The 21,875-nt window shown below is 69.2% G+C and carries 19 protein-coding genes and 1 tRNA gene; 10 read left to right on the forward strand and 10 right to left on the reverse strand.

Features of this window, described 5'->3' with window-relative positions; genetic code table 11:
• Positions 1-179: 179 nt before the first annotated feature.
• Together ACFHYQ_RS18120 and ACFHYQ_RS18125 are read right to left on the reverse strand one after the other, a co-directional pair.
• Complete coding sequence (locus ACFHYQ_RS18120; RefSeq protein WP_394302341.1) at positions 180-1,436, reverse strand: MFS transporter; 1,257 nt, start codon at positions 1,434-1,436, stop codon at positions 180-182.
• A gap of 107 nt (positions 1,437-1,543) precedes the next feature.
• Complete coding sequence (locus tag ACFHYQ_RS18125; RefSeq protein WP_394302408.1) at positions 1,544-2,032, reverse strand: MarR family winged helix-turn-helix transcriptional regulator; 489 nt, start codon at positions 2,030-2,032, stop codon at positions 1,544-1,546.
• A gap of 483 nt (positions 2,033-2,515) precedes the next feature.
• Between ACFHYQ_RS18125 and ACFHYQ_RS18130 the strand changes: the two genes are divergently transcribed.
• Together ACFHYQ_RS18130 and ACFHYQ_RS18135 are read left to right on the forward strand one after the other, a co-directional pair.
• Positions 2,516-3,103, forward strand: a complete 588-nt coding sequence (locus ACFHYQ_RS18130; protein ID WP_394302342.1) for a hypothetical protein — start codon at positions 2,516-2,518, stop codon at positions 3,101-3,103.
• A 91-nt stretch (positions 3,104-3,194) separates the two neighbouring features.
• Positions 3,195-3,268 (forward strand) — tRNA-Lys (locus tag ACFHYQ_RS18135).
• A 63-nt stretch (positions 3,269-3,331) separates the two neighbouring features.
• Here ACFHYQ_RS18135 and ACFHYQ_RS18140 read toward each other — a convergent pair.
• Positions 3,332-3,769 (reverse strand): protein-tyrosine phosphatase family protein, encoded by a 438-nt coding sequence (locus ACFHYQ_RS18140; RefSeq protein WP_394302343.1) that lies wholly within the window; start codon positions 3,767-3,769, stop codon positions 3,332-3,334.
• Between the two features lie 447 nt (positions 3,770-4,216).
• On the opposite strand from ACFHYQ_RS18140, the gene ACFHYQ_RS18145 reads away from it, so the two are divergent.
• The 3 genes from ACFHYQ_RS18145 (at position 4,217) to ACFHYQ_RS18155 (ending at position 9,471) form a co-directional block, all read left to right on the forward strand.
• The gene (locus ACFHYQ_RS18145; protein ID WP_394302344.1) at positions 4,217-5,182 is read left to right on the forward strand and encodes an anti-sigma factor RsbA family regulatory protein; all 966 of its coding nucleotides are present in this window, start codon (positions 4,217-4,219) and stop codon (positions 5,180-5,182) included.
• Between the two features lie 78 nt (positions 5,183-5,260).
• Positions 5,261-8,938, forward strand: coding sequence for a DEAD/DEAH box helicase (locus tag ACFHYQ_RS18150; protein WP_394302345.1), 3,678 nt, complete (start codon positions 5,261-5,263; stop codon positions 8,936-8,938).
• Positions 8,935-9,471 carry a hypothetical protein gene (locus ACFHYQ_RS18155; protein WP_394302346.1) on the forward strand — a complete coding sequence of 179 codons (537 nt, stop codon included), beginning with the start codon at positions 8,935-8,937 and terminating at the stop codon, positions 9,469-9,471. Before ACFHYQ_RS18150 ends, ACFHYQ_RS18155 begins: the two co-directional genes overlap by 4 nt.
• 9 nt (positions 9,472-9,480) lie before the next feature.
• Here ACFHYQ_RS18155 and ACFHYQ_RS18160 read toward each other — a convergent pair whose 3' ends face one another.
• Positions 9,481-10,776, reverse strand: coding sequence for an alpha/beta hydrolase family protein (locus ACFHYQ_RS18160; RefSeq protein WP_394302347.1), 1,296 nt, complete (start codon positions 10,774-10,776; stop codon positions 9,481-9,483).
• Between the two features lie 80 nt (positions 10,777-10,856).
• Here ACFHYQ_RS18160 and ACFHYQ_RS18165 point away from each other — a divergent pair, with 80 nt between their 5' ends.
• Both ACFHYQ_RS18165 and ACFHYQ_RS18170 read left to right on the forward strand, forming a co-directional pair.
• Entirely contained in the window at positions 10,857-11,411 is a 555-nt protein-coding gene (locus tag ACFHYQ_RS18165) for a helix-turn-helix domain-containing protein (RefSeq protein ID WP_394302348.1), read from the forward strand.
• A 906-nt stretch (positions 11,412-12,317) separates the two neighbouring features.
• Positions 12,318-12,713 (forward strand): ChaB family protein, encoded by a 396-nt coding sequence (locus ACFHYQ_RS18170; protein ID WP_394302349.1) that lies wholly within the window; start codon positions 12,318-12,320, stop codon positions 12,711-12,713.
• Between the two features lie 11 nt (positions 12,714-12,724).
• Here ACFHYQ_RS18170 and ACFHYQ_RS18175 read toward each other — a convergent pair whose 3' ends face one another.
• From ACFHYQ_RS18175 to rfaE2, 4 genes are read right to left on the reverse strand one after another with little or no spacing between them, the layout of a single operon-like run.
• Positions 12,725-14,569 carry a transketolase gene (locus ACFHYQ_RS18175; RefSeq protein ID WP_394302350.1) on the reverse strand — a complete coding sequence of 615 codons (1,845 nt, stop codon included), beginning with the start codon at positions 14,567-14,569 and terminating at the stop codon, positions 12,725-12,727.
• A 51-nt stretch (positions 14,570-14,620) separates the two neighbouring features.
• Entirely contained in the window at positions 14,621-15,628 is a 1,008-nt protein-coding gene (locus ACFHYQ_RS18180) for an SDR family oxidoreductase (protein WP_394302409.1), read from the reverse strand.
• A gap of 39 nt (positions 15,629-15,667) precedes the next feature.
• Positions 15,668-15,955 carry a hypothetical protein gene (locus ACFHYQ_RS18185; RefSeq protein ID WP_204015062.1) on the reverse strand — a complete coding sequence of 96 codons (288 nt, stop codon included), beginning with the start codon at positions 15,953-15,955 and terminating at the stop codon, positions 15,668-15,670.
• Between the two features lie 9 nt (positions 15,956-15,964).
• Entirely contained in the window at positions 15,965-17,416 is a 1,452-nt protein-coding gene (gene rfaE2, locus ACFHYQ_RS18190; RefSeq protein WP_394302351.1) for a D-glycero-beta-D-manno-heptose 1-phosphate adenylyltransferase, read from the reverse strand.
• Positions 17,417-17,662: 246 nt separating this feature from the next.
• Between rfaE2 and ACFHYQ_RS18195 the strand changes: the two genes are divergently transcribed.
• Entirely contained in the window at positions 17,663-18,223 is a 561-nt protein-coding gene (locus ACFHYQ_RS18195; protein ID WP_394302352.1) for an SMI1/KNR4 family protein, read from the forward strand.
• Positions 18,224-18,340: 117 nt separating this feature from the next.
• Positions 18,341-18,832: a hypothetical protein gene (locus tag ACFHYQ_RS18200; protein ID WP_394302353.1), complete on the forward strand. Its 492-nt coding sequence runs from the start codon at positions 18,341-18,343 to the stop codon at positions 18,830-18,832.
• 34 nt (positions 18,833-18,866) lie between these two features.
• On the opposite strand, the gene ACFHYQ_RS18205 is transcribed toward ACFHYQ_RS18200, so the two are convergent.
• Complete coding sequence (locus tag ACFHYQ_RS18205; RefSeq protein WP_394302354.1) at positions 18,867-19,448, reverse strand: Uma2 family endonuclease; 582 nt, start codon at positions 19,446-19,448, stop codon at positions 18,867-18,869.
• Between the two features lie 185 nt (positions 19,449-19,633).
• Positions 19,634-20,653: an aldo/keto reductase gene (locus ACFHYQ_RS18210; RefSeq protein WP_394302355.1), complete on the reverse strand. Its 1,020-nt coding sequence runs from the start codon at positions 20,651-20,653 to the stop codon at positions 19,634-19,636.
• Between the two features lie 142 nt (positions 20,654-20,795).
• On the opposite strand from ACFHYQ_RS18210, the gene ACFHYQ_RS18215 reads away from it, so the two are divergent.
• On the forward strand, positions 20,796-21,833 hold the full coding sequence (locus ACFHYQ_RS18215) for a DNA topoisomerase IB (RefSeq protein ID WP_394302356.1): 1,038 nt from the start codon (positions 20,796-20,798) through the stop codon (positions 21,831-21,833).
• The last annotated feature ends 42 nt before the right edge of the window (positions 21,834-21,875 follow it).

The following is a 21,875-nucleotide window of genomic DNA, read 5'->3' on the forward strand; positions in this document are numbered from 1 at the left end:
GGGAACGCGTCCGAGAAAGCGGGGGCCCGCCGGTGCCTTTGGGGAGGGTATGTCTGGCGGAACCGCTTTGATCCGGAGCCGGGTAGTTGGGGGACTGCCCGGCTCCGGCGTTTCTTGCCCCGGTGCGCTCCGGTCCCGGCGTCCCCTCTCGACATCCCCGCAAGGTCACCCGCGAGAGATCACGCCGGTCCGAGGTCTTCGGTGAGAGTCTGCTGTCGCGATTCCTCGGTGTCCTTTTCCCGGGCAAGCCGGGCCTGTGCCTGTTCGGCCTCGCTGAGCAGGTTGTGGGCGCCGGCCAGTACGGCGATGCCGATGAGCACGGAGACGGCGCCCACGTAGAACGGCACATGCACGTTCGTGTGCTCGGCGAGCTTTCCGGCGGCGAAGGGGGCCAATCCCCCTCCGATAAAACGGATGAAACCGTACGAGGCGGAGGCGACCGGACGCTCCACCGGTGCGATAGTCATGACCGCCTGGGTAGTGATCGTGTTGTTGACACCGATGAAGATTCCGGTGGTGATCACCGCACCGATGAGGATGGGCCTGGACTCGGTGAAGGCCGCGATGACCAGGATGTCGACGCTGAACAGCGCGAGGTTCACGTACAGCGTGCGGGCGATGCCGAAGCGGGCCTGCAGCCGGGGTGCGGCGAAGATCGAGAAGATGGCGACCAGGACGCCCCAGCAGGTGAAGACGTAACCGAGGTGGTGTTCGTCGAGTCCCATCGGGAACGGGGCGTAGCCCAGCACGGTGAAGAATCCCCAGTTGTAGCAGAGCGCGGTCAGGCCCATGGCGAGCAGACCGCGGTGCCGCAGCGCCTTGATCGGGTCGAGCAGCGTGACCGTCCGCCGGGGCCGAGGGGTCGGCTGGACCAGGACGACGGTGGCGACGAGAGCGATCGCCATCAGTACGGACACGCCGAAGAACGGGCCGCGCCAGCTGATGCTGCCCAGTTCGCCGCCGAGCAGGGGGCCGACGGCGATGCCGATGCCGAGAGCGGTCTCGTACAGAATGATCGCCCCGGCGAAGCCGCCGCTGCTGGAGGCGACGATGACGGCGAGCGATGTGGCGATGAACAGTGCGTTGCCGAGACCCCAGCCGGCGCGGAAGCCGACGATCCCGCCGATGCCGTCCGAGAGACCGGCCAGCGCGGCGAACACCACGATGAGAATCAGGCCGGCGATGAGCGTGCGCTTGGCGCCGATCCGGCTGGAGACGAACCCGGTGATCAGCATGGCCACCGCGGTGACGACCAGGTAGCTGGTGAACAGCAGTGAGACCTGGCTCGGGGTGGCGTGCAACTGCGTGCTGAGGGCGGGGAGGATCGGGTCGACCAGGCCGATCCCCATGAACGAGATGACGCAGGCGAAGGCGACCGCCCAGACCGCCTTGGGCTGCTTGAAGGGGTTCGAAGCGGGGGCATGAGCAGAGCTCACGGAGTCTCCTCTACTGATAGCGAGGTTTCCGGGGTTACCGGGGGCACCGTGTTTCGGGTGGGCACCGGGGCGGGCGCGGTGTGTCCGGGCAGGGGCCGAAACCACGGCTATGGGGCCGGGGAGCCGGCCAGGAGGCGGTGCAGCAGGGGAAGGAACGTTTCGGCCGCATGGACGAGAGCGCGACGCTCCTCCGGCGACATCTCGTCGAGCAGCATTGCCAGCCGTTCTCTGCGTCGGCTTCGCCGATCGCCGAGCAGCTTCCGTCCGGCCTCGCTGAGGGCGATCCGGGTGGCCCGGGCGTCCCGTCGATCGGTCTGCCGGCACACCAGCCCCTCCCGTTCGAGACGTTGCACGAGCTGGGTCATGGACGGCTGGCTCACCGCCTGCTCGACCGCCAGGGCGGTGAGCCGGGTGGGGCCGTTCCGGTCCAGGTGAGCCAGTGTCGACACGGCGGTGAGGCTGATGTCGCGAGGCGTCGAGACCTGGCGTACGGCGAGGGTGGCGAGCTCCTCCAGCACCACGGCGACATGCTCGCCGACCGCGACCGACTCGAGGTCGGATGGTCCGCCGTCGGTGTGGGCGATTTCCATGGTCATCCCGATCACTGGGCGATTTTACATAGGAAGCTTATGTAATGCCTCGGCAATCCGGTACGCGTGGGGTGGCGGGAAAGCCATGGTTGGGGCAACTGGGGTGGTTCGTGACGGTCCAGGGGGGTTCCTGACCTGGTCTTGGGGTAACCGGGTAGATCTTCTTGGAATTATGGGTGTTTCGTTTTGCTCTGTCCTGACCTGTCCGGTAACGTCCTAATTGTCATCAACCGATGGCCGGGTTGTTCCTCGGAGAGGAGATCTACGTGGGGGACACCATCCGCTGATCCGAGCCATAACGGATCACACGTCTGATCGACTGCGACACTCCAGTCGCACGGTCCTAACCCCAGCGCCAGCAGCGCGTGGCACGGGCGCCTGACTCTTATCGCCCTGTTGAACGCCCCTTGTTAGCGGCCCCCGAGCTTAGCGGGTCGGCCCAATGACTCCTGGCCTGCTCCTGCCGTCTCACGAAAGTTCCCGATTCTCGTGTTCAAGACTCTGTTTGACCTGCGTAATAACCGAAGCGTCTCGAAGCTGAGCGCCCTCGCGTGCACCGTCGCCGTCGGCGCTTCCCTCGTGGCCGCCGCCCCCGCCCCGGTCGCACCGGTTGTCAAGCCGGTCAACCAGACGGTTACGGCATCCGACAACACCGCCCCTGTGCAGGAGGAAGTCCTGCTCCGCGGCACCACCCTCGGCTCGTACTTCTGGGACGACGCCTCCGGCCGGCAAGGCGACACGGGCCTGCCCGCCATCGGCCTGCCGATGCAGAAGGGGATGTTCGCCAGCCCGAGCTGGCCGCTCGGCACCGAGGGCTACATCGTCTACAAGGGCAAGAAGGCCCCGTTCTTCATCGGCGACCGCGGTCCGGGCGTCCCCTCGGAGAGCGGCGTCATGCTCGACATCGACGGCAAGACCTTCGCCGAGCTCATCGGTGAGAGCTGGAACGAAGACTCGCTGACCGTCACCGGCGACGAGGGCCACATCCAGGTGGACTACGTCGTGACCAAGTGGGGCGACGGCCCCGGCACCCCGGGTGAGCCCCTCCCCTTCTCGTCGGGTGCCTGGCAAGGCTGATCCCTGTTCGGGGTCCCCGGTCAGGGACTTCCGAGACCATGTTCTGGTGTGCGTGCGGACCTCAGGACTGCTAAGGTTACGCACGTCGCCTGCGCCGCTAGCTCAGTTGGTTAGAGCAGCTGACTCTTAATCAGCGGGTCCGGGGTTCGAGTCCCTGGCGGCGCACAAACAGAAGCCCAGGTCGGTTATCTCCGACCTGGGCTTTTGACGTCATCCGAAGTCCCCGGTTCATCCGAACTCGCTGAATCGGGCGACGAAACGGCGTTGCCAGGGCGTCTCGACGGCACGTGACGCGTAGTGTCGCCGGACGTATGCGACCGCCTCCTCGCCCGGCACTCCGTCGAGCACGGCCAGACAGGCCAGCGCGGTGCCGGTGCGGCCGTATCCGCCGCCGCAGGCCACCTCGACGCGCTCGGTCTCAGCCCGTTCCCATGCCTCGCGCAACGCTGTGGCCGCGGCGGCGCGGTCGGACGGCAGCCGGAAATCCGGCCAGCGAACCCAGCGCTGCTCCCATTCGACGGGGGGCGGCCTGCGGTCCAGCAGGTAGAGCGCGAACGCGGGCCGAGGCCCCCGGGGGAGCGGGCGTCTCAGTCCCCGTCCGCGGACGAGTCGCCCCGAGGGCAGTCGCAGCACGCCCGCCGCCGTGGGCTCCCACGTATCGATCACATCGTCAGGGTAACCGCCCCGGTGGCGGTTCTGTCCCCGCCTCATCCCCGACGGCCGAGTCGTGGCGGTCCGGTCGGCTTCTCACTGCCGGGAGACGCCTGGGACGGGACAGCCCCCATTCCTCCCTGAGGGGCCCGCCACGTGGTGGCCGCGGCGGCCGTGCTGGCCGGCATCAGCCTCATGGTCTCCAACACCATGTGGGAGACCACGCTTCAGGAACATGTACCGGGAGACAGGCTGTCGCGGGTGAGCGCCTACGAGTGGCTGGGGTCACTGGGCGGATACCCGCTCGGGCTGGCAGCGCAAGGATCTCTCCTGCCCGGACTGTTCCCAGGCAATCGTTATGGCTCTGGAGTGGTATCAGGGCTGCTCAAGCGTACGCTGAGGGAAGAGACGACACGCGGCGGACCAGGCGGACCATCGGACACCGGGAGCTGGACTCCTGACATGAGCACGCTGAAGCACCCGGCTACCACCGAGGCGGCCGACGTGTTCCGGCACATCGCTCTGCTCTACCGCGACGACGACGAGTATGCGACGGTGTGTGCCGCCCTGGTCGAGGAGGCGCTGGCACGCGGAGACCCGGCCCTGGTCGTCCTGCCCGGCCGGGGCGGTGATCTGATCCGGGAGTGTCTCGGGCCGAAGGCGGCGGGGGTCTCGTTCAAGGACATGGCCGTTGCCGGGCGCAACCCGGGCCGGATCATCCCCGGCGTCCTGCTGGCCTTCGCCGCCGCGCATCGGGGCCGCCACGTATGGATAACCGGGGAGCCGATCTGGTCCGGCCGCAGCAGCGTCGAGTATCCGGCCTGCGTCACCCACGAAGCATTGATCAACGCCGTCTTCGCCGGACGCCGGGCGACGATCCTGTGTCCGTACGACGTCTCCCGGCTGGAACCGGCGGTCGTCGCCGACGCGCATCGGACACACCCCCTGATACAGGACGGCAAGGGCATCCGGGCCAGCCCCGCCTACGCCGACCCGTTGGAGACCGCGGCGGCGTTCGACCTGCCACTTCCGGCACCGCCGCGGGGCGCCCCCACCTGTGTCTTCCGCGATGTCGGCGAGCTGCCGCGGGTGCGGGCCTTCCTCGCGAAGCAGGTCGAGACGTCCGGGCTCCGGGGCCACCGGGCGACCGAACTGCTCATCGCGGTCAACGAGCTCGCGACGAACACCACCGAGTACACCCGGGGGCCCGGCACGCTGACGGTCTGGGCGGAGAACGGCAGCCTGGTGTGCCATCTGGACGATCCGGGCCAGATCACCGATCCGCTTGCGGGGCGGGTGCCGCCGCCCGACGGCGCCACCCACGGCAGAGGCCTGCTCGTCGTCAACGAGCTCGCCGATCTGGTGCGCGTACACCGGCACGCCTCCGGCACCCGCTTCCGCCTGCACTTCGATCTGCTCACCAGGTGAGAGGAACGGAGTACCTCAGGGTCATGGGCTTGGTCCAACGGACGGGCAGAGTGCCGGTTGATCGCCGATAATTGACCGGTGCCGAAGACCAGCCCCCCTACTCCCGCCATCCTGGCCAAGACGCGGCGTTCAGCGATCCCGGAGGACCCCAATGAGTTCTTCGTCCTGCTGAAGGAGGCGTGTCAGGGCGCACCGCACTCCGACGGGCTGATCGCCGAGGTCTCCCGGAGGGCGACCCAGGGCACACTGGGGCCCCGCGAGCTCCACCAGGTGCTGCTGGCAGGCGACCACGGGAAGTGGGCCGCCGCGCGCGAAGCCGTGTGGGCGGCGGTCTCGGCGGCGCCGGAACACGCGGTGACCATCCTCAACCTGGAGGCGCAGCGTCTGGGCGGCTCACTCGGCATGGTCGAGGGAATGGCGGAAGAAGGGGGGTTCACCGCGCAGGCGAGCATCGGGGACGCTCCCGCCGCAGGGCAGGTGGCACGCGGTGCCAGCAAGAAGACCGCCCGGCGGGCTGCGGCGCTGTCCCTGCTGGCCATCCTGAGCGGGTTCCCGGACCCTACCGTGGGGGCCCCTGGGCCGAGGGAGGCGGTGGCCGCCTCCAAGCCGCCCCAATACGGGGATCGCGAGATGGAGGAGTGGCTCGACTCCGAGGTGGCACGCGACCACCCGGATCCGATGCTGATCGGGGCGCTGAAGGCCAGGCGGCTGACCGTGCGCATGCTGTACCTGCTGCTGTTCGAGGCGGACCCGCGAGGCTGGGCCGAGGCCCGCGCCATCGCCTGGGAGCAACTGCGCGGCAACCCGCTGCAAGCGGGCGGGGTGTTGACGCTGCGGACGCAGGCCGAGCGCCGGCCGTCGGTGCGATACCTGGAGTTCGCGAACACCACCGCGATGGCCGTCACCGAGGACGATCGGGGGCCGGTGCTGGGGGAGCCCGCGACGGCGGTCACCTGGAAGGGCGCCAGAGCCGGGGCCGCCCTTGCCCTGATCGCGGAGCTGATCCCGCCGCCGGCCGCCCAGCCGGAGCAGCGGGCCGGGACGGGTAACCCGGTCGGCGAACTGAACGAGCGTGCGCAGGTCGGCACGATCGGTGATCTGACGTACGAGGTGTCCGTCACCGGCCCGCCTCATCAGCCGTTCTTCACCTGCAGGGCGTCCTGCGTCCACAACGCGATGCGCGTGTCGGCCGCCGCGGGCGGGCGCGGCAAGGCGGAGGCGAAGGCCGCCGCGGCGGCGGCGCTGCTCGAACAGCTCGAAGACGGCGACAAGGCAGAGCGAGACGGCACGACGCGGCCGGTGGCTGAGGCCCGCGGGCCCGTCGGCATCACCGGCAAGCTGCTACGGGCCGGATGCGATTTCGGCTATCGGCAGGGGTGGTTGGAGCTCGGTCCGCTGCCCGAGCCGCTCGATGGATGGACGGCATCCCTGGAACAGGCGCTCCCCGGACTCGTCACCGCGCCCGGGCCCTGGGGACAGGCCGCGCGATCGATCTTGGCGGCCGTGGCGGAACGGCGGGTCTACCCGTCGGTGGATGCCGACGGGCGCGACCGTTGGCTGCCGCTGCCCGATGCGCCCCTCCCCGAAGAGGTGCCGGCCGGGTTCGCCGGAGACGTCGCCGACCTGCTGCTCCGGCCCCCCGGTGCCCGGCTGATCCTGGGGGCCGTGCCGTACGCCTCGGCACCGAGAACGCTTGGCGACCACGCGGCCGACTGGGCGGACCGCTGCGCCGAGATCGCCAATCCTGAGCCGCCGAAGCCGATCATCATCCGGGTCCACCCCGGGACCACCCCGCACGCCGAGATCCACCCTGAGGAACTGGGCGAACCGGAGCTGCGCCGGCTGCGGCGCGCGGCCAGGCAGTGGCCGCCGCTCGAGCGGATCAGGCGTGGTGAGACGGCGATCAACGGCGCCGAGCTGATCGCCCTCCTCGCCGCCGAACTGCCGGGCATCACCGTGGAGTGGCCGATCGAGGTGGCGCGGCGGCTCACCGTCGGGACCGTCCTGCGGACCAGCGGCGCCTATTCCTCGGCGTCCGCCGCTCACGTCGACTGGCGGCTGTTCCTCGACGGTGAGCCGCTCACCGAGGAGGAGCAGGCGGCGGTCGCGGCCGCCGAAGGGATGGTACGGCTGCGCGGTGCCTGGGTGGTGGCGGACCCGGATCTGCTCCGTCGCCCCAGACCGCGTGAGGTCACCGGTGGGCAGGCGCTGGCGGCGGCCCTGACGGGGCAGCTCACGCTGGAGGGCCGGCCGGTGCCCTGCGTCGCAGGCGGCGAGCTGCGCGACCTGGTCATGCGGCTGCGGCAGGATACGGACGGCACGACCGGCGTCCCGGCGGGCCTGACCGCGGTGCTCCGTGACTATCAGCGGCGGGCGCTCGACTGGCTGGCCAGGGTCACCGGGGCGGGCTTCGGAGCGCTGCTGGCCGACGAGATGGGGCTGGGGAAGACCCTGACCGTGATCGCCTATCACCTGCATCGCGGTGGTGAGCAGCCCACACTGGTGGTCTGTCCGGCCTCGCTGCTGGCCAACTGGGAGCGGGAGTTCGCCAAGTTCGCCCCCGGGGTCACGGTGCGGCGCTACCACGGCCTCGCCCGCGACCTGGAGGGCCTGTCACCCGGCGAGGTGGTGGTGACCAGCTACGGAACGATGACCCGGGACTCCGATCGGCTGGCCGCCATGCAATGGGAGCTGGTGGTCGCCGACGAGGCCCAGCAGATCAAGAATCATCGATCGCAGGCGGCGCGGGCGCTGCGCACGCTGCCCGCGTCGACCAGGATCGCGGTCACCGGCACCCCGGTGGAGAACACGCTCAGTGAGCTGTGGGCGATCCTCGACTGGACCAATCCCGGCCTGTTCGGCACCCTCACCGCGTTCCGCGAGCGGTACGGCAGAGCCGAGCACAACCCCGGCGGGGAGGCGGCCGCGTCCCTGGCCCGGCTGATCGGGCCGTTCATGCTGCGGCGTGCCAAGTCCGATCCAGGGGTGGCGCCGGAGCTGCCGGAGAAGGTGGTCAGCGACCGGTTCGTGACGCTCACCGACGAGCAGGCCGCACTGTATCGGGCGGTCACCCGTCAGACGCTCGACCAGGTGAAGGCGAGCACCGGGATGGCGCGCCGCGGCCATGTGCTCCGGCTGCTGCAGGCGCTCCGGCAGATCTGCAACTCACCCGCTCAGTACCTGCGGCAGCCGCCCACCGGCTGGGACCCCGATGCCGAGTCCGCGCGTTCGGGGAAACTGCAGGCGCTGGAGGAACTGCTGGAGACGGCGCTCGCCGCCGGAGACGCGGCCCTGGTGTTCACCGGGTACGTCTCCATGGGCCATCTGATCATGGGCCATCTGGCGGCCCGTGGCGTCGCCGCCGACTTCCTTCACGGCGGCGTGCCGGTGACGCGGCGGCAGGAGCTGGTGGACCGATTCCAGGCCGGGGAGAACCCGGTGCTGGTGCTGTCGGTGCGGGCCGCCGGGTTCGGGCTCAACCTCACCCGCGCCCGGCACGTGATCCACTTCGACCGGCCGTGGAACCCGGCCGTGGAGGACCAGGCCACCGACCGGGCGCACCGGATCGGGCAGCATGCCACGGTGCAGGTCCACCACCTGATCGCGGAGGGCACGGTGGAGGACCGGATAGCCGAACTCCTCGCCCGCAAACGCGAATTGACCGAGGCGGTGCTCTCCGGCGGCGAGACCGCGTTCACGGAGCTGGACGACGCCGAGCTGACCGCCCTCGTCGAACTGAGCGGAGGCATGACATGACCACGCAGTGGTGGTTGGAGGAGACGCCACCTCCGGAAGTTCCCGGCGTGCCGCGACTGACCCTGTTGCTGGACGACGCGGCGGCCCGGGCAGCCGCGCTGCTGCGCGGGGAACCGGAGCCGGTGAGCGACGACCCGCTCGCCGACGCGGTCCGCATCCTGGCCGGCCCCGGCGGGCACGAGTTCGTCGCGGAAGCCGCACGGCAGACCGGACTGCCGGAAGATGAACTGCGGCGGCTGGTGCTCGCCCACCGGCACGGCGGTTCCACCGGGGTGCTCACCGCGCTCGCGCCTGCTCCGGTCGATCCGGAAGAGGCGGTCCGGGAGATCCGAGCGCGGCGGGGCTTGGCGGGTCTTGCCGCCGAGCCAGGCGTGGTCACCGACCTCGCCGCGAAGGTACAGGTCAGGCATGGTGCCGACGGCCGGTGGTACCCGTTCACGCTGTGGCGGGACCGTTGGTGGCCCGCCACGGGCGCGACCATTTCTCCGGGCGCGGCCTTCCGGGCGGCGCTGCGCGCCCGCCGGGCGCGATGATCGCGATGCCTACACGTTTCGATTGGGGAGGTGATGGATGATCCAGCGGCTGACTGTGGCGAGGACTTCGGGGTCGGTGGGCATGCGCACCAGCTTCTTGTAGGCCTTCAGGCTGGGGGCGGCCGGGTCGCGGCGGAGCAGGTGAGTCAGGTCGGGCACGAGGGCCGTTCGTACCGGGCCTCCGGCAACGGCGGCGATCTCGTCCAGGTCGGCGGGGTCGGTCTGCAGGTCCTTCGCGCCGGTGAGCGCCAGCAGCGGCACGTGTGACGCGCGCAGGAACGGCTTGGGGTCGAAGGCGATGAACTCCCGGTGCCACTTGGCGTTGACCTTCCGGCCCTGCATCCGCGCGACATCCGTCGTCGTGGCCTTGAGCCGGGTGACGGCCTGCGCCTGCTTCTTGATCACGTCGACGCGGAGGAGGCGCAGGAGAGCGCGGACCGGCCCGGGCAGGCTCGCGGCGATCTGCCAGGTCTGCCACGTCAACGTCTCCTCGCCGGTCTTCGCCATGCCGGACAACAGCACGACCCCGGCGGGCTCGGGCGCCGCCTCGTCGCCCAAGAGCGCCGTCGCGACGCAGGCGCCCTCGCTGTGGCCGATGACGAACACCGCCTTCGGATCGACGTCCGTACGAGACCGCAACCAGGCGAGCGCGGCCCGCGCGTCGTCGACGTTGTCGTACAGCCCGGTGGCGAGGAAGGTGCCCTGCGACTCCCCGACGCCGCGCTTGTCGTAGCGGAAGGACGCCACTCCGGCACGGGCCAGGGCGTGCGCGAGGTCACGGCTGACCCCGATGGGCAGTTTGGGGTGGTTCGCGTCCCGGTCGAGTTCGCCGGAGCCGGTGATGATCATCGCGGTGGGGTGCGGCCCCGGCCCGTCGGGGAACGCCAGTGTGCCGCCGAGGGTCAGGTCACCGGAGCGGAACGTGACGCGCTCCTCGGCCACCTGTGCCGGCAGGCCGGCCGCCTCCCGGATGCGGGCGGCGACCTTCGGCGCCTCCGGGTCGCTGACGAGCAACTCGTCGAAGTCGGCGCCGTCGGTCAGCCTCACCCTCACGGCAGGCGTCCCGCGGCGTACGACCACGAACGCCGGTCCACCGGGCCTCCGCCAGGTTCCGATCTTGGTTCGGGTCGGTACGGCCAGGCCGGGGGCGCGTAACCCGCGGGTGTTCGCCACGCCGTCCGCCACGACGGAGACGTCCTGGACCGCCGAGAGCGGCACCCGGATGTCGCCGTGCAGCCCCGCGAACTTCTCGCCCCGGCTGAGCTCCAGGGTCAGCTCGCTCCCGGTCACCTTGATCGTCGCCATGATGCGTCGTCCTTTCCACTTCGTGCAGAAATGAGTATTCTCATCTTTGAGATTGATGTCAACTGTGAGAAGGTTGGATCATGGGGATCTCGAAGACGACCACGAAAACCACGTCAGTCGACCTGCTCCTGCACCCGGTGCGCCTGCGCGTCGTCCAGTCCCTGCTGGGCGACCGCCGGATGACCACCGCAGCCATGGCGGAGGAACTTTCCGACGTCTCCCCGGCCACGCTCTATCGCCACGTGGCCGTGCTCGCGAACGCCGGTGTGCTGGAGGTGGTCGACGAGCAGCGGGTGCGGGGCGCGATGGAGCGCACATACGCGCTGCGTCTGCCGGCCGCGCAGGTCAAGGAGGAGGACCTCGCCGCGATGTCGCCGGACGACCACCGAAAGGCCTTCATGGCCTTTGTGGCGGGGCTGCTGGCCGACTTCGACTGTTACGCCGACCGGGGTGATATCGACCTGCGCCGCGACGGCGTCGGATATCGCCAGGCCGCGTTCTGGCTCTCGGATGACGAACTGACCGAGTTCATGAACGATCTTCGGGGCGTGTTCGAGACATGGATGAGCCGGGGCCCGGCGGAAGGACGGGTGAGAAGGACGCTCACCACCGTCCTGATGCCGTCAACCTCATGATCTCCTCGGCCGGTCGTGGACTGTGACGCTTCGCCGCGCGAAGCGCGGACCAAGAGGAGATCACGGTGTTCAAAGGGGGCGACATGGGCCGGAGCGGGGGGTGCCCGCGGGATCAAAGCCCGACGAAGTGATCACATCGAGCGGGAGATCTTCACCTGGCGGACGGTGGGCCGGGCGCCGGGCGGGGGACACCGTCTCTCACTACCGTTCGTGTCCGGGCGATTGCTCTCGTTCCCGGCCGTCGAAGCCTGGAGGTGGTGACGAAGTGCGAGTCTCAGCCGAGGACGCAGCCTGGAGACAACTGCGCGGGGAATACGCGGGCCGCTGGTCGATCTGGCGGAGCGATGCCGGGCGCTGGTATGCGACCAGGCTGACAAGGTCCCTGTCCCGTGCGGAGATGGATCGAGGGATGATCATGACGGCGTCCGGCGAGGACGCGGACGAGCTCCGCGAGTTGCTCGCCGCCCAGGAACGACTGGCCGCCCACCCCCTCACCTCCTGGCCGTGATCTTGCGAATACTCGCATGCAGGGGCCAGGAGCAGGGCATTTCGCATGCGTGATCTTGTAGTTTCTCGCAGACCTACCCTCTGAGCGGGCTAAACGGTGTCCGTGATCTTGCACTCCACGTCCAGTGCAAGATCAGGCAACACATAAGTGCACGTCAGAAGGAATGCCTGCGAGTAATTGCAAGATCACGGAATGGGTTTGTGCAGCCCAGGGGGTTTCCCTGCGAGAATTTGCAAGATCACGGGGGGAGGAGGGGGTGAAGCCCTGCCTGCGGTCGGTACCAGCGTGGCCGCCGCGCGTTCGCTCATCCGTCGTGAGCTCGTCAGGTGGGGGTGGACGTTTGAGACGCGCGGGGAGGAAAGAGCAGAAAGGAGGAGCCCTGAAGGGGGGAACCGGCCATGCCGGCACGTGAGGAACTCCCGTCGACCCTGGCGCGCTCGCCGAAGAAGGCCCAGGAGACGTGGATCAAGGCGCATGACTCGGCCGTCGAGACGTACGGCGAGGGCCAGCGGGCCCACCGTACGGCGTTCGCCGCGCTGAAGCACTCGTTCGAGAAGGTCGGCGACCACTGGGAGGAGAAGGGCGGTCGCGGCCCCTCCGATGAGCAGGCGAAGAAGGGCACGCCCAGGCCCGGAGAGACCGCCGAGGGCGTGGACGCGAACGCGTCCAAGCAGCACCTCTACGATGTCGCCGCCCGCCTCGACATCGAGGGCAGGTCGAAGATGAGCAAGGACGAGCTCGTCGACGCCATCAAGAAGGCCAACCGCCAGGCCACCGCCAAGGCCCGCGAGTAGGGGGACGCCCCTCAGCCGGTGGCGCGCTTCACCAGGTCCTGTACGGCCAGGCGGATCGCGTGCCGGTCGATGCCCGCGTCCTCGAGCTGCTCCTGAGGGGTGGCCGATCCCGGCAGCGCCGAGACGGCCAGCTTCACCACCGGCACCGGTGAGGTCGCCAGCGCCGCGAGCACGGCGTCGCCGAGACCGCCCTCCGGCCAGTGGTCCTCCACGGTGACGATCCCGCCGGTGTCGGCGGCCGCGATCCGCAGCCGCTCGACGTCGATCGGCTTGACCGAGTAGGCGTCGATCACGGTCACGGCGATGCCGTCCTCATCGAGCAGGTCGTCGGCGGCGGCGAGGGCCTCGTGGACGGTGATCCCGGCGGCCACGATCGTCGCCTGCCCGCCGGTCCGCAGGACCTTGCTGCCGCCGATCGGAAATCGCTCGTCGGCGCCGTAGACGACCGGCGTGCCGCCCCTCGTGGTGCGCAGGTACCGGATCCCGCCCAGCCCGGCCATGTCCGCGACGAGCCGCGCCGTCTGGTTGGCGTCGCACGGGTAGAGGACCGTGCTGCCGTGGACGGCCCGGAACGCGGCCAGGTCCTCCAGCCCCATCTGCGACGGTCCGTCCTCACCGATCGACACGCCCGCGTGCGAGCCGACCAGGCACAGGTCGGCCCGGCTGATCGCCGCCATGCGGACGAAGTCGTACGCCCGGGTGAGGAAGGCGGCGAAGGTCGCGGCGTACGGCCGCCAGCCGCGCGCCTGCATGCCGATCGCGGCGGCCACCATCTGCTGCTCGGCGATGTAGCACTCGAAGAACCGCTCGGGGTGGGCCTTCGCGAAGGCATCGAGCTTGGTGGAGTCGGCGACCTCGCCGTCGAGCGCGACGACGTCGCCGCAGGCCGCGCCCAGGGCGGCGAGCGCCTCGCCGAACGCCTGGCGGGTGGCGACCTTCTCGCCCATCTCGTAGGCCGGCAGGTCGAGCGTTCCGGTGGCGACGAAGTCGTACGGATCACGCGGGCCGGTCGGCGGGCGCACGTCGACGGTCAGGTCGCGTGGCCCGCCCAGCTCGATGATCGCCTGCTCGGGGTCCTTGATCGGTTTGCCGTGCTTGCCCTCCCTGTCCTCGACCTCCGACACGCCGTAGCCCTTACTGGTGCGGGCGAGGACGGCGGTGGGACGGCGGCGGGCGCCGCGCGCGTCGGCCAGGGCGTAGTCGATCTCACCGGGATCGTGGCCGTCGATCTCGATCGTGTGCCAGCCGAACGCGGATATCCGCCGCGCGTAGGCCGACAGGTCCCAGCCATGCCGGGTCGGCCCGCGCTGCCCGAGCCGGTTCACGTCGACGATCACGGTGAGGTTGGTGAGTCCCTCGTGCCCCGCGTGCTCGAACGCCTCCCAGATCGATCCCTCGGCCAGTTCGCTGTCGCCGCACAGCACCCAGACGTGGTAGGGCAGGCGGTCGAGCTTGCGGCCCGTCAAGGCCAGCCCGACACCGACCGGCAGCCCGAAGCCGAGCGAGCCGGTGGCCACGTCGACGAACGGCAGGCGGGGCGTGGGATGACCCTCCAGCCTGCTGCCGTGCCGGCGGAATGTCAGGAGCTCGTCATCGGTGACGACGCCCGCCGCCTTCACCATCGAGTAGAGCAGCGGTGAGGCATGTCCCTTGGAGAAGATCAGATGGTCGTTCGCCGGATTCGCCGGATCTCGCGGGTCCAGGCGGAGATGGCGGGCGAGCAGCACGGCCATGAGCTCGGCCGCCGACATCGAGGACGTCGGATGTCCGGAGTCGGCGGCAGCCGACGCGCGCACCGAGTCCACCCGAAGCTGGGCTGCGAGGTCACACAGAAAGCGGTAGTCACGCTCGTCCATCGCCGTCAACTACCCCGCATCGGCGAGCTGTACCATCCCTGTCAGGTCATTTCACGGCAGCCGCTTCGCGGCGGACCAGAGGGCGAGGGCCGCGGCGGTGGCGAGGCCCGCCGCTCCCGTGGTGACCAGGCGGCGGTGCCGCGACAGCCACGTCTGGACGCTGCGCGGGTGGGAGCGTTCGTCGAAGCCGCCGTGGGCGCCGTAGTCGCGGTCGGTGTCCGCCGGCTCCCAGAGGTTCGACACCCCCGAGGGCGGCTTGCTGTCGACGAGCTGGGATCGTACACCGGTCCTGGCCAGATAGCGGTCGAGCAGGGCGGGGGCGATCCGCTGCCCCAGGATCGTGGCCGCCGTGCTGCCGCCGACCCAGTACTCCTTGCGCTCGGGATGCTCGGCCGCGAAGACCAGCGCCTCGGCGGCCACCTCCGGCTGGTAGATCGGTGGTACGGGCTGCGCGTGACGCCGCATCCGGGTCAGCCCCCAGTCGAACTGCGGAGTGTTCAGCGCGGGCAGCTGCACCATGGTTATCCTCACGCCGGAGTCGTCGGCCAGCAGTTCGGTCCGCAGCGCCTCGGTGAACCCCTTGATCGCGTGCTTGGCCCCGCAGTACGCCGACTGCAGCGGGATCGACCGGTGGGCCAGCGCCGATCCCGCCTGCACGATCACGCCGCGGTCGCGCGGCCGCATCAACTCCAGCGCCGCCCGGGTGCCCCACACGTAACCCAGATAGGTCACCCGGGTGACGCGTTCGAACTCCTCCGGGGAGATCTTCATGAACGGCGCGAACACTGTCGTGAACGCGACATTGATCCACACGTCGATCGGGCCCAGCTCGGCCTCGATCTGCTGGGCGGCCTGCCGTACACGGTCGTAGTCCGCGACGTCGACCTCGTACACCTTGGCGACGCCGCCCTCCACGCCGACGTCCACCGACGCGCCGGCGAGCCCGGCCTCGCCGCGGGCGATGAGCGCGACCTTCGCCCCCTCGGCGCCCAGCCGGCGGGCCACCGCCCGGCCGACACCGCCGCTCGCTCCGGTCACCACCACGACCTTGCCGTGCAGGCTCACCCCGGCATTCTCCCTTCCGGTTTCATCGGCTTGTCAGCCTCTCGACTCGGGACCGCCGCCCAGTTTCCGCTGCTTGCGTACGGCGAACGCGATGCTGATGACGACGCCCAGGGCGATCACCGCCACGACCCCGGTCAGCCAGAACTCACGGCTGGCGGCCGACAAGATCCCCACCGCGACGCAGAAGAGTAGGACGAACGACGCGATCCGGATGCGGATCACGTCCATCGGCGTCGCCTGCACCATGGCCTTCCCGGTGGGCGACACCTGTTCTTCACCCCAGCTCGGTTCCTCACCCCTACGCGTTGGTTCCTCACCCATATGCGCCCCCTACCCCCGAATCCGGTTCACTATCGCGGTCGTCGAGCGTTCCGGCACGTAGCTCAGCACGCGGACCTCGCCGCCCAGCCGCCTGACCAGCTCCGCCTCCGGCAGCAGGTCGGGGTGGTAGTCGCCGCCCTTGACGTAGAGATCCGGACGGACGAGCGTGAGCAGCTCGGCGGGGCTGTCCTCCTCGAAGACGGTGATGTAGTCGACGCAGCCCAGCGCCGCCAGCACGGCCACCCGGTCCTCGCAATGGTTGATCGGCCGGCTCCGTCCCTTCAGCCGGGCCACCCCGGCATCGCCGTTCACCGCGACGACGAGCACGTCGCCGAGGCGGGCCGCCTCCTCCAGGTACGCCACATGGCCCCGGTGCAGCACGTCGAAGCAGCCGTTGGTGAAGACGATCCGCCGGCCCTGCTCTCGCTCGCGCGCCAGGCAGGCGACGAGGCGATCGGGCGGCAGCGCGGCGTCGGGGCGGAGGGCACGCCTCAGATCGTCGTGCCCGCAGACCGCCGTACCCGCCCGCCGGACCACGACGCTCGCCGCCGCCTGCGCGATGTCGGCCGCCGCCTCCGGGGCCGCGCCCGCCGCCAGACCCAGGGCGAAGGCCGCGGTGAACGTGTCACCGGCGCCGATGCTCATCGTGTCCGGCGCCGGCGTCGCAAAGGTCCGGTACGGCTCACGCCCCCGCCGGTGCAGCAGCGTCCCCTCGCCGTCGAGCGTGGTGACCACGAGCTCGGCGCCGGTGGCCGCCAGCAGCCGATCCGAACGGGACGACAGGAAGGCCGGCCGGTCGCCGTCCCCGTTTTCGCCGAGGAGGCGCTGCACCTCCCGGTAGTTGGGCAGCACCACGCTGGGACGGCTGTCTCGCCAACTGGCCACGTCGTGCGCGTCCACGACGAGCACCCGCCCACCTGCCGCCGATTCACGCGATGCCGATTCACGCAGGGCCTGCCGTACCGCCGGGGTGCACACGCCGCCGCCGTAGTCGCAGGCCACGACGACATCGGCGTTCGCGGCCAGCCGGGTGATCCGTTCGATGAGCTCACGCTCGGCCGACTCGGGGATCGGCGAGCAGTCCTCCTCGTCGTACCTCGCCACGATCTGGCCGTCGGTTAACACGCGGCGCTTGACCGAGGTGCGCCGGCTCCCGACGACCACCAGACCGTCCACGCCGAGGCCGCCGAGGATCGCGCCGAGCGTCGCCCCGGCCGGGTCGGCCCCCGTCACCCCCACCATGTGGACCCGGGCGCCGAGGGCGGCCAGGTTGGCGGCGGCGTTGGCCGCGCCGCCCGGCTGCTCCTCGATCTCCTCCACCGAGACCACCGGCACCGGGGCCTCCTGGGCCATCCGGCTGCTGTGGCCGCGCAGCCATGAGTCGAGCATGACGTCCCCGACGACGACAGCGGTGACGTCGCCGAACCTGTCCAGCGTCTCTTCCGCCCTGAAGTCCGTCATGTCGGGCCGTTACCCCGAGAAGCAGTCAAGAAACAGCCCGTGACATCCCCTCTGTCCGGTCTGACCCGATCAACAGCGCTGCCCTGGGCTTCCCGGCTTCGCCGTGGTTCCGGCGCCGTGACCTTGTCGATTTTCGGACATGTCATATATCGGAAAATATAGAGGAAATGTCACGTCACTCCAGCGGAGTCGCACCCATTGCGGATAGCGTATGTGTTCAAAATGATCTGAGTGGAAGGATGACTGATGGCGTCTGTTGACGACTTCTCTGCACTGATCGGGCCACCCACTAAGCAGCCGCCAATAGTCGATTGGAAATCGCTGGAGTCGGAGGTGGGCTTAGTGTTCCCTGCCGACTATAAGGAGTTGATGTCTCGGTACTCGGAGATGGTTATAGATGACTTTCTCGGCCTTCGGATCCCTCATCCTGGGCTGTATTCGGAGCGCTCTCAGCGCGAAAACGCGCTAAGCGTTCTGGAGGACCTTATATTCGATGATGAGGATGAGCTTACCTATATTGACGAAAGAGGAAATTGCTATACCGGGCCGATTCTTTCTATATATCCAGAGGTTGGCGGGCTCTATCTGTGGGGGTCAACAAATAACGGGGATTATTGTCTTTGGCTTACTGATCAAGACCCTGGTAATTGGATTGTATATATAACCAGGGGTGATATATGGTGGAATTTTCCTGGTCCTCTCCTGGATTTTCTTGTCGGCCTGCTGTCTGGAACTGTTCGCTGTCCTCTTTTTCCTAATGGAGGGCTTAGTAGAACATTTAAGGAATATGGTAGAGGGGATCGCTGAATAGAGTCATGGTGACGCTGTCGTCGTATAGTGCGTGTCGGTGAGGTCGGTATGCGGATCGGAAGGTCTCCCGGGTCATCCTTCCCGTTGCCTGCCTCGGATGGAATAATCATCCGGGTGAGGGCCATCGGGTTTGTTCTTTCAATCCTCTTGGTGCTCGGCCTTCTCTTCTACGGCGTGCTGTGGTTCGCCGGGTGGTGGTGGGAGGGCAGGTCGGTGGAGGTGGAGACCGCTGCTCTTCGCCAGGTGCGCGAAACGGGGGAGGTGGTCGCCAATGTCAGGACGGTATACAAGATTTCGGACGTCGCCATCGCGACGGAGTATGTGATCTTCGACCCGGGTGCGGCCAAGCGGCAAGACGCTCTCGACAAGGCGGCCGATGCGCTTCAGGGGAAGGGTTGGAAGGTGGAAGGCGGCACTTCCCCCAGCCAAGTCGATCTGGAGTCATCAGAGTGGGACGTGTCTGTCTCGCTGGTTCCGCTGGACTTCTTCGTCGCCCGGGGCGCGTTCGGCGAGCAGGAGGTCTTGAAGGTCGCCGAGAATGCGCGGGCGAAGGCCGTACAGCCTGAAGTTCTTGTCGTCGCGATAGCGCGGGCCAGTGCGAATTGACGGGTCGATGCCGTGCGATGTGCCGGCGGTGAGTTCAGAGGGTGTCGATTTCGGTGAGATCGATGTCGATGTCGAAGGGGAGGGCGAGCTTGAGTCGGTCGTGGTGGATGCCGGTGAGGGCGTACGCCTTGGTGGCGGGGTCGAGTTCGTACACGTAGACCGTGGGTCGCCCGGCGTTGTTCTCCACCCGCCAGAAGTGCGGAATGCCCGCCTCGGCGTAGAGTTGCGGCTTGCGCTTGCGGTCGCGCTCCTCGGAGTCCGGTGAGACCACCTCCACGACCAGCAGCACGTCCTGCGCCTCATAGGAGGTCTGGTCCGGATTGCGCTCGGCCTCGGCGCGGATGACGCTCAGGTCGGGCTCCGGGCGCTGACGGAGGCCGAGAATGAGGCTCATTTCCCGCCGGACGCGCAAATCGCGTGCGATGTGACGCCGCAGGCCGTCGGTGAGGAGATCGACCGCTCTCATGTGGAAGGAAGCTTGGGGACTCACGAACACCAAGCTTCCATCAATCAACTCTGTGTGCGCAGGCAGATCCGGAATGTGATCGAGGTCCGCCGCGGTGAACCCTTCCGGGGGCGGGAACACCCAGTCGGGCAGTCGCGGAGAGTCACTCATCGCTTCACACCGTACCTCTGCGGTCATGCGCCCACGGTAGCAACGCGGGGTCGTCTGACGCGGAGATTCCCCACAGGGCGTGTGTCCAGACACGCCCAACCGCCTCTCCTGGCAAGGCTCCCTTGTCAGGGGATGTCCCGGATCAGTCGGCCCGGATCAGTCGGCTCGGATCAAGTCGGCTCGGATCAGTCGGTGGGGATCACCGCGTACCTGGCGGGATCGTCGTCCGGCACCGACGACCAGGAGCTCGCCGGGTCGACCCGGCCCCGGTCGAGCCAGTACGGCGCCAGCAGCTCACGCAGCCGGTCGGCGCCGACCCGTGCCAGCAGGTCGAACGCGCCCAGGTCGTCGTTGATCTGCTCGCTCGTGCGCGCCCCGACGACCAGTGAGCACAGGTCGTCGTTGGTGAGCACGTAAGACAGGCACAGCTGCGCGAGCGTGCAGCCCAGCTCGTCGGCGAGCGCTCGCAGCCTCGGCCGTGCCTCGTCGACGAGGCCGTGGATGTCGCCCGGGTCGTTGCCGGTCATTCGCTGCCCGCGCTTGCCGAGCAGGAAGCCGCCGTCGAGGGCGTCGGATGCCTGCACCTTCAGCCCGAGGTCGGCGATGACGCCGCGGTACGGCTCGCCCTCGGCGATCGAGCGGCGCACCAGGCCGTACTTCAGCTGTGCGAGCGCCGGCGGGGCGACGCCCGCCCTGTCGGCCGCCGCCGCGACCCGCCGGATCTCGGCGGCCGACCAGTTGTTCACGCCCCAGTGGCGCACCCGTCCGCTGCTCACGAGTGCCGCCGCGCCTTCGGCGATCACCTCGTACGGCACGTGCTCGCCGACCAGGTCGCCGAAGACGACGATCTCCGCGCGGTCCGTGCCGATCCGGAACGCGGCCTGGTCGAACCGCGCCACGATGTCGCCGACGGTGCCGCTGGGCCCCACCCAGCTCTTCACCTGCAGCACGTAGTCGTCACGCGCGACCCCGGCGGCCTGGATCGCCCGGCCGAAGATGACGTCGGTGGGGGAGTCGAACTGGCCGGGGTGCATGGCGCGGTAGACGCCGACGTCGAAGTACGCCGCCCCGGCGTCCACCGCGGCACGGATGACGTTGACGGTCTCCTCGAACGTCGTGCGATCCCACGTGTGCCAGGACCCGAGGGCGAGTGCGGGAATCTCGAAGCCGTCGCGCCCCAGCGGACGGGTGAACACCTTGGCCATGTCGGCCCGCTGGTCAAGCTGGAAACAGGAGGGATCATATATAGTTTCAGATATAATCTCATGTCCTCGAAGCCCTGGTTTGCGAAGGAATGTGCCGGGTAATCCGCATAGACGTGTTCGCGCAGGTACGGGGATCCCGGAGATGAGCCGTCGGGCGGCGGCGGCCGCGCTGAAGGCCGAGCCGGTGAGCCTGCGGCAGAGCGATCCGAACGAGCCGGGGATCGGGCGGCGCCGTCGAGGGCGGGGGTTCGGCTACACCTGGCCGACCGGCCGGGCCGTACGGGACCATGTCGCGCTGCGCCGGATCAGGGCCCTGGCCATCCCGCCCGCCTGGACCGACGTGTGGATCTGCGCGACCCCCGACGGGCATCTGCAGGCGGTCGGCACGGACTCGGCGGGGCGCCGCCAGTATCGGTACCACGACCTGTGGCGGGCGCGGCAGGACCGGGCCAAGTTCGATCACGTCCTGGACGTGGCCGAGCGGCTGCCCCGGTTCCGCGAACGGGTGGCCGAGGATCTGCGGGGTGAGGGGCTGACCCGCGAGCGGGTGCTCGCGACCGCGGCCCGCATGCTCGACATCGGGTTCTTCCGGGTCGGCGGCGAGGAGTACACCGACTCGTACGGCCTGGCCACGCTGAGGGCCTCCCACATCAGACGCGGTGACGGTGAGGTCGTCTGCCGCTATCCGGCCAAGGGACGCAGGGAGCGCGAACACGTGCTGACCGACGCCGACGTGTGCGCGGTCCTGGGCGAGCTGACCAGACGGAACCGGGGGGAGTTGCTGCGCTACCGCTCCGACGACGGTGGATGGGCGGACGTGCGCAGCGCCGACATCAACGCCTATCTGAGGGAGGCGTTCGGCACCGAGGTCTCCGCCAAGGACTTCCGCACCTGGCACGCCACCGCGCTGGCGGCGGTCGGGCTGGCCGTCTCCCGCCCGGCCCGCCGCACGGTCGGACGCAGGCGGGCGGTGGCCAGGGTCATGAAGGAGGTCTCCGAATACCTCGGCAACACTCCGGCCGTCGCCCGCGCGTCGTACGTGGATCCCCGGCTGATCGAGCTCTACGAGAGGGGCAGGACGATCACGCTGCTGGGCCTCGGTGCGGACACCGACCGGGGGAGCCCGGCCACTCACGGTCCGGTGGAGCAGGCCGTCATCGCACTCCTGCGGAGCGGCTGACTCTTTCCGTACGGCTCAAGTCACGGCTGGGGCGTTCGGGCG

The sequence above is a fragment of the Sphaerimonospora cavernae genome, assembly GCF_042435035.1.
GTDB classification, from domain to species: domain Bacteria; phylum Actinomycetota; class Actinomycetes; order Streptosporangiales; family Streptosporangiaceae; genus Sphaerimonospora; species Sphaerimonospora cavernae.